A 15,265-nucleotide genomic window follows, 5' to 3' on the forward strand; every position below is an offset into this window, starting at 1 on the left:
GCTATTATAATTTTTAGAATTTAGGAGAGTTATGTTTAGATCATTTTTTTTAGATAAAAAATTGGCATTATGGGCGTATGGCGGGTTGGCTTTTATTTTGCTTTCTTTAGTTTTTCAAACTCAAATTAACGTGGCTATAAATAATTGGTATAAAGATTTTTATGATATTATGCAAAATGTTCAAAAACACACGCTGGATGAATTTTGGAGTCAAATTTTTAGATTTTTATATCTTGCAATGCCGTATGTTATCATCCATACTATAACTACTTTTTTTACAAGTCATTGGTCTTTAAAATGGCGAGAAGCTATGACTTTTTCATATCTGAATCAGTGGAAAAAATGCGAAAAAGATATAGAAGGAAGTAGTCAAAGAATGCAAGAAGATATTTATAATTTTGCAAAAATTATGCAAAATTTAGGCTTAAATGTAGTGAAGGCTTTTATGACTTTGGTTGCTTTTATTCCTATATTATGGGGGCTTAGTGATAAAATGCCTCTTCCTTATTTAAGAAATATACCCGGAAATTTAGTATGGCTTGCTTTAATTATTAGTATTGGTGGTCTTATAATTTCTTGGTTTGTTGGGATTAAACTTCCTGGACTTGAGTATAACAATCAAAAAGCAGAAGCAGCTTTTAGAAAAGAGCTTGTTTATGCTGAGGATGATAAAAACAATTACGCTAATTATTCAGTAATGTTAAATCTTTTTACAGGTCTTAAAGTAAATTATCATAGATTATTTTTGCATTATGGATATTTTAACATTTGGCTTATAAGTTTTTCTCAATTTATGGTTATAGTTCCATATTTGATTATGGGTTCTGGTCTTTTTATAGGTATTGTAACGCTTGGAATTTTAGTTCAAGTTAGCAATGCTTTTAGTCAAGTTAGAACTAGTTTTAGTGTGTTTATAAATAACTGGACAACAATAACTGAGCTAAGAAGCATACATAAAAGATTGAGAGAATTTGAAGAAAATATCGGCTATAAGGAGCTCTAAATTATTAAATTTAATATTTTATTTAAAAATAGTAGCTTGATTGAAAAAATCATAAATTTTATACCAAATTTAGGAAAATTTGCTATAATTAGCCATTTTAAGTTTTAAAGGATATTTTTTGGACACGGATAGTTCGTCGATAATGCTGTTTTTTGCTTTTGTGTTTATACTTTTAAACGCTTTTTTTGTTCTTTCTGAATTTGCCATAGTAAAAGTTAGAAAAAGCAAGCTTGAAGAGCTTGTGCAAGAAGATGTGCCTAACGCAAAAATGGCATATAATATAACAAATTCTCTTGATACATATCTTAGTGCAACACAACTTGGTATTACTCTTAGTTCATTGGCACTTGGTTGGATAGGTGAGCCAGCAGTTGCAAGATTAATTGAATCTCCTATTAAAAAATATTTTGAAGTAAGCGATGTTTTTTTGCACTCTATAGCTTTTATTTTTGCTTTTACGCTTATAACTTTATTGCACGTTGTTTTAGGAGAGTTAGTGCCTAAGTCGGTCGCTATAGCAAAGCCAGAAAAAATGGCACTTTTTGTGGCTAAACCATTGCACGCTTTTTGGGTTGTTTTTTCACCTTTTATTAAAGTGTTTGATTGTTTGGCACAGGGTTTTTTGAGATTGATAAATGTAAAGCCAGCAAGCGAAAACGAGATAGCACACTCTGAAGAGGAGATTAAAATAATAGCAGGTCAAAGCTTAAAAGGCGGTGTGTTAGATATTCTTGAAACTGAGATTATTAAAAATGCCGTAGATTTTGGCGATACTGTAGCCAAAGAGATTATGACGCCTAGAAAAGAGATGATTTGTTTAAATAAGCAAAAAAGCTACGAAGAAAACTATCAAACAATCCTAAATTCACGATACACGAGATTTCCATATATAGACGGTAGCAAAGATAATGTTCTTGGAATGGTGCATATTAGAGACATTATCCAGCAAGGAGATAAAAAAGATTTTAATGAAATAGTTCGCAAGGTTATTTTTGTGCCTGAAAATTTCTCTATAGCAAAAATCTTACCTATGATGAATAAAGAGAGAATTTTTGCCGCTCTTGTTATAGATGAGTATGGCGGAACAGCAGGAATTTTGACAATGGAAGATATTATTGAAGAAATTTTTGGTGATATAAATGATGAACACGACGACAAAACTCCATCATTTAGTAAAATTGCAGATGGTGTTTTTGAATTTGTAGGTAGGTATGATATAGAAGATGTTGAAAAGCTTTTAGGTATCGTTTATGATGAAGATACGCAAGAAATCACAATTGGAGGATATGTGTTTAACCTTCTTGGAAGATTACCGAATGTAGGCGATATTGTTGAAGATGATGAGTGTATTTATGAGGTTATGGCGATAGATGGAAGGGCTGTTTCTTTGGTTAAAGTTAGTAAAAAAGATGCAATAAATCATTCTCAAGAAGAAAATTGATTATATGAAAGAGTTGATTTTAGGCATTGAGAGTAGTTGTGATGATAGCTCTGTTGCTTTGATTGATATAAATACTTATGAGAAAATTTATTATAAAAAGATCTCGCAAGAATTAGAGCATTCAAAATATGGTGGAGTTGTGCCAGAGCTTGCTGCTAGACTTCATACACAAGCTTTACCAAATTTGATAATTGACATAAAACCGCACTTTAAGAATATCAAAGCTATAGCTGTTACAAATGAGCCTGGACTAAGTGTGAGTTTGATAGGTGGCGTTTCTTTAGCTAAAGCTATTAGTATTAGTTTAAATATCCCATTGATTGGTATAAATCATTTATTTGGTCATATATATTCACTTTTTTTGGATAAAGATATCGTTTTTCCACTTGGCGTGCTTTTAGTTAGCGGAGGGCATACGATGATTATAGATATAGATTGTGATGGTAAAATTTCCGTATTAGCCACAACTAGTGATGATAGCTTTGGTGAGAGTTTCGATAAGGTAGCTAAGATGTTAAATTTAGGCTATCCAGGTGGAGAAAAAATAGAAAATTTAGCTAAAGATGGTGATGATAAAAGATTTCATTTTACCATCCCACTTCTTCACAATAGAAGATTAGAATATAGTTTTTCAGGTCTTAAAAATCAAGTTCGTCTAGAAATAGAAAAAATGCAATTTATTACTGAGCAAGATAGGAGCGATATTTGTGCTTGTTTTCAAAAAACTGCCATAAATCATATCTTAGATAAACTATCTAAAATTTTTGTTCAAAAAAAATGGGCTAAATTTGGAATCGTGGGCGGAGCAAGTGCAAATTTAAGTCTTAGAAATGGTGTGTTTGAAATTTGCAAAAAGCACGACTCTTCACTATTGCTAGCCCCACTTGAATTTTGTAGTGATAATGCACTTATGATAGCAAGAGCTGGCATTAGTAAATTTAAAAAAAGAGAATTTATAGATTATAAAAATTTACAAATTAACCCCAAAATTGATTTTTTAAATTTTAATCGTTAAATTTTAAAATGTATTAAAATTTAACGAAAATTTATATTTACTTAGCTTTTAAAAATTCTATTACAGACTCTGCTCTTAGCTTTTCAAAATGTTCAGATAAAACTCTTTTTCTTTGGATTTCTGCTAAACGCATAGCTGCATTTTCTTTGGCTTCATCAAAATCAAGCATTTTAATGCCGATTTTTTGTTCTACCTTTAAAGTTTCAAATAAATTTGGTTGAAATTGAATTATAGGAGTAAAATCTCCATTTGCTAAAGATGATAAAAATGTCAAGGTTTGAGGGTTGAGATCAGATTTTTTGATGGTTATTTTTTGAGATTTTATATCTTTTGCTTTATTTTCTCCTTGTCTTAAATTTTCAAGAGAATTTGGATTATTAGATACAAATCTAGTAACTTTTATGCTATCAAAACTAGTAAAAAGATGTCTATTGTTTTCATAAAAAGCCCTTATGCTTTTTGGAGTGATTTTTTGATCAGCTTTAACAAAAAGCATTTCTAAATATTTTTCTTTTTTGAGATTTTTTGCTAATTCTTCTCTAAATATATTATAATCCATACCGCTTTTATTTAGACCTTTTATAAATTCATCTAATGTAAGATTGCTATTTTTTAGATTATGATTGATTCTTTGGGTGACTTCATGCGGTGAAACTGCTATATCTAGTTTTTTTATATCTGCATCTTGGAGTTTTTCATCAATCAAAAATTCAATAGCACTAGCTTGATTTTTATTAGTTTTTTTCATTAGGTCATAAACCTCAAAATTTGTAATTGGTTCATTATTGACTCTAGCAACAACCCAATTAACCGTATCTGCATACGTATAACCAAAACACAACATAATTAAAAAAATTAATTTTTTCTTCATAGGAAACCTTTATTTTAAGTTTATAAGATTATAATTACAAAATCGATTATAACATATTATATTAAATTTGATTAAAAAAAGGAAAATTATGATTACAACTCGTTTTGCACCATCGCCAACTGGGTATCTTCATATAGGTGGGCTTAGAACTGCGCTTTATAACTATTTATACGCTAGAGCAAATGGAGGAAAATTTTTACTTCGTATAGAAGATACAGATTTAAAAAGAAATAGCCAAGAAGCTACAAAAGCCATAATTGATGCTTTTAAATGGTGCAATTTAGACTATGACGATGAAATTTTATATCAAAGTAAAAGATTTGATGTTTATAAAAAATATATTGATATTTTACTTAAGGAAAAAAAAGCTTATAAATGTTATATGAGTAAAGAAGAACTTGATGAGCTAAGGCAAGAGCAGATAAAAAATAAACTTAGACCAAAATATAATGGTAAATATAGAGATTTTACAGGCACCCCACCTAGTGGCATAGAACCTGTTATTAGAATAAAAGCACCACTTAGTGGAGAAATTTATTTCAATGATGGAGTTAAAGGGGATGTTAAATTTGATGCAAGTGATATTTTAGATGATTTTATAATTGCAAGAAGCGATGGAAGTCCAACTTATAATTTTACAGTTGTAGTTGATGATGCTTTAATGGGCGTTACAGATGTTATAAGAGGTGATGATCATCTCTCAAATACTCCAAAACAAATTATATTATACGAAGCTTTAAATTTTAAAATTCCAAAATTTTACCATGTTGCTATGATAAATGGAACTGATGGGCAAAAGCTATCCAAAAGACACGGAGCAACTGACGTTATGGAGTATAAAAATATGGGTTATTTAAGTGAGGCGTTGCTAAATTTTTTAGTTAGACTTGGTTGGAGTCACGCAGATGATGAAATTTTTAGTATGGATGAGTTGAAAAAATTGTTTAATCCAAATCACCTAAGCAAGTCAGCAAGCACCTTTAATCAAAGCAAACTAGAATGGCTAAATCAACATTACATAAAAACTGCTAGTTTTGAGAGATTAAAATTTGAGCTTAAAAATTTTGGTTTAAATTTGGATGAAGTAAAACACTCTGAGCTTTTGATAAATGAACTCAAAGAGAGATCAAAAACTCTTTTAGAGATGGCTAATATGGCAAATTCTATTTTAAATGCACCAAATTCTTATGAAGAAAAAGCATATGCTAAATTTATAAACACACAATCTTTAGAGTTATTAGATAAATTTTCAAAAATTCTTGATGGCGATAAAACAGCACGAGAATATGAGGATTTAACCAATAAATTTTTAGAGCAAAACGGTCTAAAACTTAAAAATTTAGCCCAGCCACTCAGGATAGCAATCACAGGTTCTAGCGTTAGTCCATCGATTTTTGAAATGATGGAGATTATTGGCAGTAGCGAAGTTAAAAATAGAATACAAAATTTAATAAACAAGGGGTAAAAATGGCAACTTACACAAAACAAGAAGCATTAGATTATCATATAGGTGGAAAAATAGGCACTTTTGTTAAAACGCCTTTTAATAGTGCTAAAGATTTAACACTAGCATACAGTCCGGGCGTTGCAGAGCCTTGCAAAGAGATTGAAAAGGATAAAAATTTAGCCTTTAAATATACAAACAAAAAAAATCTAGTAGCAGTAATTAGCGATGGAAGTGCAGTTCTTGGACTTGGAGATATTGGGGCTATAGCAAGTAAGCCTGTTATGGAGGGCAAAGCGGTATTATTTAAGAAATTTGCAGGATTAGATGCGTTTGATATAGAGATAAACGAAAGTGATCCAGATAAAATAGTTGAAATTTGCAAAGCCATATCGCCAACTTTTGGAGGTATAAATTTAGAAGATATAAAAGCACCAAAATGTTTTTATATAGAAAAAAGATTAAAGGAAGAAACAGATATTGCAATAATGCATGATGATCAGCACGGAACTGCGATAATTACGACAGCAGGGCTTATTAATGCTTTGAAAATTAGTAAAAAAAGAGTAGAGGATTTAAAGGTAGTTGTTAATGGAAGCGGTGCAGCTGGAATTGCGTGTGCAAAAATGTATAAGAATTTAGGCGTTAAAAATATCATTATGCTTGATTCAAAAGGCGTTATAAACGATAAAAGAGATGATCTAACAGAAGAAAAGAGAGAATTTATCATAAAAACTGATATTTCAACTTTAAGTCAAGCATTGGATGGTGCTGATATGTTTTTAGGACTTAGCAAAGGTGGAGTTTTAACTAAAGAAATGGTAAAAACGATGGCAAAAGATCCTATAATTTTTGCTCTTGCAAATCCTATCCCTGAAATTTATCCTTATGAAGTAAGAGAAGTTAGAGATGATGCGATGATTGGCACAGGAAGGAGTGATTATTTAAATCAAGTAAATAATGTTTTAGGTTTTCCTTATATTTTCAGAGGAGCACTTGATGTTGGTGCTAAATTTATAACAGAGGATATGAAAATGGCAGCAGCTATTGCTTTAGCAGATCTTGCTAGACTTGAAGTTAGCGATGAAGTTAAAAAAATAGTAGGCAAAGATGATTTAGAATTTGGGAAAGACTATTTTATACCAAATCCTTTTGATAAGAGAGTTCTTTTTGCAGTAGCTCCAGCTGTTGCTAAGGCTGCTTTTGAGGGCGGTGTTGCAAGAGTTGATAAATTTGATGAAGAAGAGTATAAAAAAGAGTTAAAAAAGTTAAATTTATGATAAATTTTGCACTTTTTACCGATTTTTATCAACTTGCTATGATGCAAGGTTATTTTTTTGAAAAAAAAGATGAGGTGGCTATTTTTGATGTATATTTTAGAAAACATCCAAGTGGCGGTGCTTATGCGTTATTTTGTGGATTAAATGAGGTTATAGACTATATTCAAAATTTAAAATTTCAAGATAGCGATTTAGAGTATTTAAGAGGACTAAATTATTTTAGAGATGAGTTTTTAGATTATTTAAAAGGTTTTAAATTTAACGGTGATATTTACGCTGTAGATGAGGGGAGTATTGTTTTTGCATATGAGCCGTTAATTCGCGTAAAAGCTAATATTTTAGAGGCACAATTCCTAGAAACAGCTATTTTAAATATAATAAATTTTCAAACTCTTATTGCAACAAAAGCATCAAGAATCACCACAAGCACAAATAAGCCTGTTATGGAATTTGGGCTTAGAAGATCACAAGGAAAAAGTGCAGGATTTTATGGAGCAAAAGCGGCATTTGTTGGTGGATGCGTAGGGACTTCAAATGTCGAAGCAGCAAAAAATTTTGACATTCCTGTTTTAGGTACTCACTCACACTCTTGGGTGCAAAGTTTTGATAGCGAGCTTGATAGTTTTAGGGCTTATGCAAGACAATATAAAAAAAACACTTTACTTTTGATAGATACTTATGATACTTTAAATAGCGGTATAAAAAATGCTATTATTGTTTTTAAAGAGTTACAAAATGATAATTTAAAACCAGTTGGTGTTAGGATTGATTCAGGTGATTTGGAGTATTTAAGCAAAGAAGTTAGAAAAAATTTAGATGAAGCTGGTTTTGAAGATGCATCAATTATAGTATCTGGTGATTTAGATGAACATACAATTGAGCGTTTAGAAAAGTCTGATTCTAAGATAGATAGTTATGGGGTTGGAACAAAGCTTATAACTTCATTTGATAGCCCTAGTTTAGGCGGAGTTTATAAGCTTAGCGGGATTATGAAAGGCGATAAAATTTTACCAAAAATTAAAATTTCAAACGATCCAAGGAAGATAAACAACCCTGGTTTAAAACAAATTTATAGATTTTATGATAAAGATACAAATAAAGCCATTGCCGATCTTATAAGTTTAGATGATGAAAAATTTGATGATTTCCAAAGTTTAGAAATTTTTCATCCACTTTATACTTATAAAAGAAAAAAAATAACAAATTTCTATACAAAACCACTTTTAAAGCCAGTTTTTAAAGATGGTAATTTTGTTGGAGTTAAAAAAAGTGTTAAAGAGATTGCAAATTTTGCAAAAGAGGAAAAAAATAGTATGTGGGATGAGTATTTAAGAAATCTAAAACCACAAACTTACAAGGTTGATTTATCTCAAAAACTTTGGGAAATTAAAGAAAAACTTATAAATTCACATAAATTTTAAAGGAGCGATATGAAAAATATTCATCAAATTTCACACCCTCTAATAGAACATAAAGTCTCTATTTTGCGAGATATAAATACAGATCCGTTTCAGTTTAGAATGCTAATTGATGAGATTAGTTATCTTTTAATGTTTGAAGCGTGTAATGATTTGGAGTTAAAAAGCGTAGATATAACTACACCAGTTGCAAAGACTAGCGGTAAAAAATTAAAAACAAAACTAATGATTTGTCCGATTTTACGTGCAGCTCTTGGAATGCTTGATGCAGTTTTTAAACTTATTCCTGATGCAAGTGTTGGGTTTTTAGGTTTTCAAAGAAATGAAGAGACTTTAAATGCCGAGTTTTTTTATGCAAAACTTCCAGTTGATTACAAGGAGCGAACAGCAATTATTATAGATCCTATGTTTGCGACAGGAGGAACAGCAATTGATGCTGTTAAATATTTAAGAGAAAGGGGTGTAGAAAATATTAAATTTATATCTATTATTGCAGCTCCTGAAGGGCTTAAAAAATTTAATGAAATTTATCCTGATGTGCCAGTTTTTGTGGCTGCAATAGACGATGGATTGAATGAAAAAGGATACATTGTGCCAGGTCTTGGTGATGCTGGAGATAGAGTTTTTAATACTTTAAATTAAGGAGATTATATGAAAAATTTTATTTTATTTGTTTTGGTTATGGTTTTTGTTGGTTGCGCTAAGGTATCTTCACCTCAAACTTCTTCAAATTTGAATGAAAAGATTATATATTTTATGGGGATAGATGGTCTTAGCATATCACTAAAAAGTAGCGATGATTTTGATACTGCTATTATGAAAGATGGTAGTGGTAAAGAGTATCATTTAAAAAGTGCTCCAGCAGCAAGTGGGATATTTATGAAAAATAGTGATGGTGTTAGCATCCATTTTAAAGGCGATATGGCTATACTTAAGCTTGAAAATGGACAAGAGTTTAATATCATACCGCTTAATAATCATTAAGAAAAATTATGATTTTTGGAAAGATTGATTATTTAAACTTACTGCCTTTTCACGTTTTTTTAAAAAAATACCCACTTCAAAGTGGTATTAAAAAAAGTATTGAATTTAAAAAAGATGTTCCAAGTAAGCTTTGCAAGATGCTCTATAATAGGCGAGTTGATGCAGCCATCATTTCAAGTGTTGAGAGTAGGCGAAAAAAATATCAAAAACTTAATATGGGTATAGTTGCAAAGCGTGATGTAAAGAGTGTTTTGGTTAGAAAAAACTCAACTAAAAAGCTCGATCCAGCATCAAAAACATCAAATATGCTAAGCAAAGTTTTAAATTTAAATGGAGAGGTCATCATAGGAGATAATGCCTTAAAGGCTTATTTACTTGATGGTGGTGAAAATTTTTATGATATGGGTCAAATTTGGAGAGCAAAAACAAATTTGCCCTTCGTTTTTGCTGTATTTTGCTTGACTAGTTCAAAATCAAGTTATGAAAAAATAGTGAAATCATTTTTAAAAACTAATGTAAAAATTCCAACATATATTCTAAATAATTACGCCAAAAGTCGCAATATAGGTAGTAAAGATATTTTATGGTATTTGAAATTTATAGGTTATAAACTTGAAAAAAAAGAGAAAATTTCTTTAAATTTATATCTTAGAAAAGCAAGAGAGTTATATTTTAATCCAAATTAAAATATAAATTTGTTACCAAATGGAACAAATTTATATTTTTTTCAAAGTTTAATTAAAAGTAAATAGTATTATTAATTTTAATTTTAAATTTATAAAAAAACTCGATTTTTACGATATTTAATTATAAATTTATAAAAAATAAAAATAAAAAATTTATATTATATTTACTTTTTATTTTTTATTTTAATTTTTTTGTAAGATGAAATTATTAAAATTAGTGTTAAAATACATTCATAATTCTTGCAAGGATCAAAAAAGTTGTATTAAATTAATACTTGAATGAAAATTATAAATTTAAAGGATGAATTATGAGTGCAAAAAGTTATATAAATGATGTATTAAAGCACATTAAAAAAGTTTCTTCAAGACAACCGATTTTTTATCAAGCTGCCGAGGAAGTTTTAACAAATTTAGCTCCACTTTTAGATAGGGAGCCAAAGTATGAAAAACATAGCGTTTTAGAGAGGATTGTAATGCCCGAAAAAACAACTATGTTTAGAACGGTTTATATTAATGATGCTGGCAAAGCGTGTGTTCATTTTGGTTATAGGGTTGAGTTTAACTCGTCAATTGGACCATACAAAGGTGGTCTTAGATTTCATCCGACTGTAAATTTAGACGTGCTTAAATTTTTAGGTTTTGAGCAAATTTTTAAAAACTCACTAACTGGCTTAAATATGGGTGGTGCAAAAGGTGGTGCAAATTTTGATCCTAAGGGCAAGAGTGATGGTGAGATTATGCGTTTTTGTCAATCATTTATGAATGAGCTTTCAAAATTAATTGGCGATGTTAAGGATATACCAGCTGGTGATATTGGAGTAGGTGGTCGTGAGATTGGGTATTTATATGGTCAGTATAAAAAATTAACTAGTAGATTTGATGGTGCTTTAACAGGCAAAGGTCTTAGCTGGGGCGGAAGTTTGGCTAGAACAGAAGCTACGGGTTATGGTAGTGTATATTTTGCTGATGAGATGATAAAAAAAGTTGGTGGAAGTTTAGAAGGCAAGAGATGTTCTATAAGCGGTGCTGGAAACGTGGCTATTTATACTGCACAAAAACTTTATCATTTAGGTGCTTTACCAGTTACTGTTAGTGATTCTACAGGTTTTATTTATGATAAAGATGGAATCGATGTAGAGCTTTTAAAAGATATAAAAGAGGTTAAGAGATTAGGACTTAGCGAATATGCAAAAGTTAAAAAAGGCTCTATTTTTAAAAGCGTAAATGAGTATGCAAACGGAAGAAACGAGGTGTGGAGTATCCCTTGTGATGCTGCTTTTCCTAGTGCTACACAAAATGAATTAAATTTAGCCGACATAGAAACCTTATATGCAAATGGTTGTAGATTGGTATGTGAGGGTGCAAATATGCCTACAACGCCAGAAGCGATGGCCTTTATACAAGGTAAAAAAGACTTTTTATATGGACCTGCAAAAGCAGCAAATGCAGGAGGTGTTGCAACAAGCGGATTGGAGATGTCGCAAAATGCAAGTATGACTAGCTGGAGTTTCGAAGAAGTAGATACTAAACTTCATAATATTATGAGACATATTTTCAATACTGCTTATGAAACATCAAAAGAATTTGGAGATGAAGGAAATTTAGTTCTTGGTGCTAATATTGCAGGCTTTAGAAAAGTTGCAGATGCTATGATAGATCAAGGTTATGTGTAATGTTTTTTCAAAAAAAATTGATTTTTATAGGGCTATTTTTAGCCCTTAATCTTTTTGCTCAAGATAAAAATTTAGATCACAATAAAACAGACATAAACTCTACAAAAAACGAAATTTTTAGTGATTTTTTTGAGTCAAATAAAACAAAGCATATAAAACCTGTAAAAATTCCAACTCATTGAATAAATAAATAGATTAAATTTGATTTATAAATTTATGATTACGAGATAAGTTTATAAATCTAAATTTAGAGAAATTAAATATTTTGTGCCGATAAAAGAAGTTAAAATATCTTAAGAAATGTGATAAATACAGCTCTAAAATAATTCTTTATTTAGGCTGTATCTTTTAGTGTTTTTTATGTACTAAAATTTAGAGTTGTATAATCTTTAAAGTTGTGGTTGGATACTTTAGCAGATATGATAAATATTTTAGAGTAATCAATGAGTTTAGATAAGAAGCATAAATTTTGCTAAATTATTAGTGCGATTTTAAATTTTATTGATTAGATGGTATTTTAAGCCCATTTTTACTCATCAAAAATATTAAAAAGAAAGAGTTATTAAAGACCGCAACTTTTAGAATTTATACAAACAAATTTTATATGTAAGATGATCATTTTATTATTATGTTGCGGCTCTTTTATATGCATTTAAAATTACCAAGCTTTAAATCTATCTAGTAAATTAAATATATCAGCAATTACACTTATAAAAGTTAGAATTGTTATAAAAGCAGTAAGCATAGTTATACGAAATGTAAATTTATCTCTTTTTTCTCGCTCGATATTTTTTAGCTTTGCTTCTTTTTCTTTTAAAATAGCCTTTTTTTATGCATTTTTCTTAAATTCTTCATTTTTTATACTAAAAAAATCATCTAAATCTTTTGAAAGTTCCTTATAGCTAAGTTCTAAATTTAAATAATTTTTAACCATATTAAAAATAGCAAAAGACTCTTTTCTATCCTCTCTAACTTCATATTTTGAGTTAATTTTATAACTAAAAAGTTTTTTTCTTAATTCTAAAATTTCATCAACTGAAATTTTATTAAAATCTACTTTTAGTTTTGTTTTAAATTTATCAAATTGTATGAGTAAAATTTTAAAAATATTTTGATTTTGATGTAAGGGGTCTTGTTTGGATATTCATCTAAGATGATAAAATTATTTTTATTAAAAGTTACTTCATATGCATAAGATTTATCTTGTTTTTCTTCTAAAGTTAAATTATTTTCTGAGTCAATTTTTCTTTGGTATAGATTTACTTCATTTTTAATTTTATGTTTTTAGTTTCTTTATTAATTTCATCTTCTTTAATCGCAAACCAAATTTCACAACCAAAAAACGATATTAAATACTCGCTATAAGGAATTTTTTCAATTGATAAATCTTTAAATTTAGCATAAAATCTACCAGTTCATCATTGATTTTTATAAAAAGCTAATTATCATCTATTATTTTTGATACATTTTTATCTTTTTGGCAAGATAAGCTCATAAAATCTGCATACTCTTTAAAAACTTCACTATCATAAACGCCTTTCTTAATAGGCTTTCATTTTTGATTTGTATGATTTCATAAATTTTAGTCATCTTTTTACTCTTTTAAAAACTCTCTTACTTTTTTATCCATTTCAAAGATTTGATCTAAATTTTCAGCCTTAAAACCGCTAAATTTATCTAAGCTTTTAAAAACTATTTTTTCATTATCTAAAAATTTGCACTCACTATTTAAAAACTTTTTTACATAAACTTCATTTGCAGCGTTTATGATAACGCCTAAATCAGGATTTTTAATAACTTCATCTTTTAGGGCAAAAATAGGATATTTTTTTAAGTCAATTTTGCTAAACTCAAATTTAAAATCTAGTAAATTAATAGGCTTAATTATAGGCTCATTTATCTCATCTAAGATAGCACTTGCAATGGCTAGCTTCATATCAGGAACTGAAAAATGCGCCGTGGTTGAGCCATCAATAAACTTGATAAAAGCATGAATAATTGAGTTTTTCTCAATTAAAGCATCTAAATTTGTAGCTTTATATAGCCAAAACGCCTCCATTATCTCAAAAAGTTTATTTGTCATAGTTGCACTATCAATTGTAATTTTTGCACCCATATCCCAATTTGGATGATTTAGGGCGTCTTTTGGAGTTGCATTTTTGATCTCATCTAAGCTCGCATCTCTAAACGCCCCACCACTTGCAGTTATTATCATTTTATGAATTTTAGGGGCTTTTTTTAGTAAAAATCTAAGCCCAAAATGCTCGCTATCAATTGCTATGATATCATCTGTATTTAGAAATTTACCAGCTACAACTAAGCTTTCTTTATTTGCAAGGCATAAAGTTTTATTTAGTTTTTGAATCTCAACACTAGGCCTAAGTCCTGCAAAGCCAACTAAAGCGTTTATTATTTTAGAGCTTTTACACTCTTTTAACATTTCTAAAAGCCCATTTTCACCTACAAAAACATTTTTATGATTTACAAATTTAACTAAACTTTTATCGCCAACACAAACAAATTTAGGACTAAATTTAGCAATTTGTAAATTTAATAAATCTACATTTTTATTGCAGCTTAAAGCTTCAATTTTGATATTAAATTTATCAGCTATAAGAAGCGAATTAACGCCAATTGAACCAGTTGAGCCTAAAACTACCATTAAATTTCCTTATGATTTTACCATTCTACGCATATACTCATTGCAATACTAGCAAAAAGATATCCATCTAATCTATCAAGCATTCCACCATGTCCAGGAAATAAATTCCCACTATCCTTAACCCCGGCATTTCTCTTTAAATAACTTTCAAATAAATCTCCAAAAATCGAAGCAAACACTATAAAAATTGTGCTTATTGTAGGATTTGGTAAAGCTTCTTTATCCATAAAAAAAGTATAATAAAGCAACCCTCCCAAAATAGATATTATAGCTCCCCCAATAGTTCCTTCTATGGTTTTATTTGGTGAAGTTAGGCTAAATTTATGCTTACCAAAAGCCTTGCCTACAAAATAGGCTCCACTATCGGCTAAGGATACAACCAATATTAAAAAAATCAAACTTGCAATCCCTAAAATTTCATATATGCCAAACATCACCAATATCGGCGTCATCGGATAAATAAGAGGCAAAAGCGGTTTTAGATCATCACTTTTTTTAAATACTAAAAACGAACTATAAACTAAAAGTAAAAATAGCATAAATTTATAGATTGAAACAAAATTTTTATCGATAAATGCAGCATATATTATAAATAAAATAACACTAAGAAAAACTAAAATTTTATTATCAATACTATAAATTTTCAAACTTTCGCTTATGCAAAAAGCAAGAATTGTGCAAAAAATTATAAGATTTACTAAGTATAAATCAAGCCATAAAGCCAAACCTAACGCCAAAATCATCACGCTAGCAGTTTTTATGCGTGTTTTCATAAACTTCCTTTTTAA

Annotated in this window: 14 protein-coding genes; 11 read left to right on the forward strand and 3 right to left on the reverse strand. The window is 29.4% G+C overall.

Annotated features, from left to right (window positions below):
• The first annotated feature begins 31 nt into the window (after window positions 1-31).
• The 3 genes from F1B92_RS01685 (at window position 32) to tsaD (ending at window position 3,459) form a co-directional block, all read left to right on the forward strand.
• Entirely contained in the window at window positions 32-1,003 is a 972-nt protein-coding gene (locus F1B92_RS01685; protein WP_154570177.1) for a putative transporter, read from the forward strand.
• A gap of 142 nt (window positions 1,004-1,145) precedes the next feature.
• Entirely contained in the window at window positions 1,146-2,444 is a 1,299-nt protein-coding gene (locus F1B92_RS01690) for a hemolysin family protein (RefSeq protein ID WP_154570229.1), read from the forward strand.
• A gap of 13 nt (window positions 2,445-2,457) precedes the next feature.
• The gene (tsaD, locus tag F1B92_RS01695) at window positions 2,458-3,459 is read left to right on the forward strand and encodes a tRNA (adenosine(37)-N6)-threonylcarbamoyltransferase complex transferase subunit TsaD (protein ID WP_195836267.1); all 1,002 of its coding nucleotides are present in this window, start codon (window positions 2,458-2,460) and stop codon (window positions 3,457-3,459) included.
• Between the two features lie 37 nt (window positions 3,460-3,496).
• Here the strand turns inward: tsaD and F1B92_RS01700 are convergent, their stop codons facing one another.
• Window positions 3,497-4,330, reverse strand: a complete 834-nt coding sequence (locus F1B92_RS01700; RefSeq protein ID WP_154570179.1) for a peptidylprolyl isomerase — start codon at window positions 4,328-4,330, stop codon at window positions 3,497-3,499.
• An 88-nt stretch (window positions 4,331-4,418) separates the two neighbouring features.
• Between F1B92_RS01700 and gltX the strand changes: the two genes are divergently transcribed.
• From gltX to F1B92_RS01740, 8 genes are all read left to right on the forward strand, one after another.
• Window positions 4,419-5,795: a glutamate--tRNA ligase gene (gene gltX / locus F1B92_RS01705; RefSeq protein ID WP_154570180.1), complete on the forward strand. Its 1,377-nt coding sequence runs from the start codon at window positions 4,419-4,421 to the stop codon at window positions 5,793-5,795.
• A 2-nt stretch (window positions 5,796-5,797) separates the two neighbouring features.
• Entirely contained in the window at window positions 5,798-7,054 is a 1,257-nt protein-coding gene (locus F1B92_RS01710; RefSeq protein WP_154570181.1) for a malic enzyme-like NAD(P)-binding protein, read from the forward strand.
• The gene (locus F1B92_RS01715) at window positions 7,051-8,475 is read left to right on the forward strand and encodes a nicotinate phosphoribosyltransferase (RefSeq protein ID WP_154570182.1); all 1,425 of its coding nucleotides are present in this window, start codon (window positions 7,051-7,053) and stop codon (window positions 8,473-8,475) included. The genes F1B92_RS01710 and F1B92_RS01715 overlap by 4 nt, the downstream gene beginning before the upstream one ends.
• 9 nt (window positions 8,476-8,484) lie before the next feature.
• Window positions 8,485-9,114, forward strand: coding sequence for a uracil phosphoribosyltransferase (gene upp, locus F1B92_RS01720; RefSeq protein WP_154570183.1), 630 nt, complete (start codon window positions 8,485-8,487; stop codon window positions 9,112-9,114).
• A gap of 9 nt (window positions 9,115-9,123) precedes the next feature.
• Entirely contained in the window at window positions 9,124-9,456 is a 333-nt protein-coding gene (locus tag F1B92_RS01725; protein WP_154570184.1) for a hypothetical protein, read from the forward strand.
• An 8-nt stretch (window positions 9,457-9,464) separates the two neighbouring features.
• Window positions 9,465-10,142 (forward strand): MqnA/MqnD/SBP family protein, encoded by a 678-nt coding sequence (locus F1B92_RS01730; RefSeq protein ID WP_154570185.1) that lies wholly within the window; start codon window positions 9,465-9,467, stop codon window positions 10,140-10,142.
• A 308-nt stretch (window positions 10,143-10,450) separates the two neighbouring features.
• A complete protein-coding gene (gdhA, locus tag F1B92_RS01735; RefSeq protein WP_154570186.1) occupies window positions 10,451-11,815 on the forward strand; it encodes an NADP-specific glutamate dehydrogenase in 1,365 nt (454 codons plus the stop codon).
• Entirely contained in the window at window positions 11,815-11,997 is a 183-nt protein-coding gene (locus F1B92_RS01740; protein WP_154570187.1) for a hypothetical protein, read from the forward strand. The genes gdhA and F1B92_RS01740 overlap by 1 nt, the downstream gene beginning before the upstream one ends.
• Before the next feature lie 1,412 nt (window positions 11,998-13,409).
• Here F1B92_RS01740 and dxr read toward each other — a convergent pair.
• Both dxr and F1B92_RS01750 read right to left on the reverse strand, forming a co-directional pair.
• Complete coding sequence (gene dxr, locus F1B92_RS01745; protein ID WP_154570188.1) at window positions 13,410-14,477, reverse strand: 1-deoxy-D-xylulose-5-phosphate reductoisomerase; 1,068 nt, start codon at window positions 14,475-14,477, stop codon at window positions 13,410-13,412.
• A gap of 17 nt (window positions 14,478-14,494) precedes the next feature.
• On the reverse strand, window positions 14,495-15,250 hold the full coding sequence (locus tag F1B92_RS01750; RefSeq protein ID WP_154570189.1) for a phosphatidate cytidylyltransferase: 756 nt from the start codon (window positions 15,248-15,250) through the stop codon (window positions 14,495-14,497).
• Window positions 15,251-15,265: the final 15 nt, after the last annotated feature.

Source organism: Campylobacter portucalensis (assembly GCF_009690845.1).
Taxonomy (GTDB): Bacteria; Campylobacterota; Campylobacteria; order Campylobacterales; family Campylobacteraceae; genus Campylobacter_B; species Campylobacter_B portucalensis.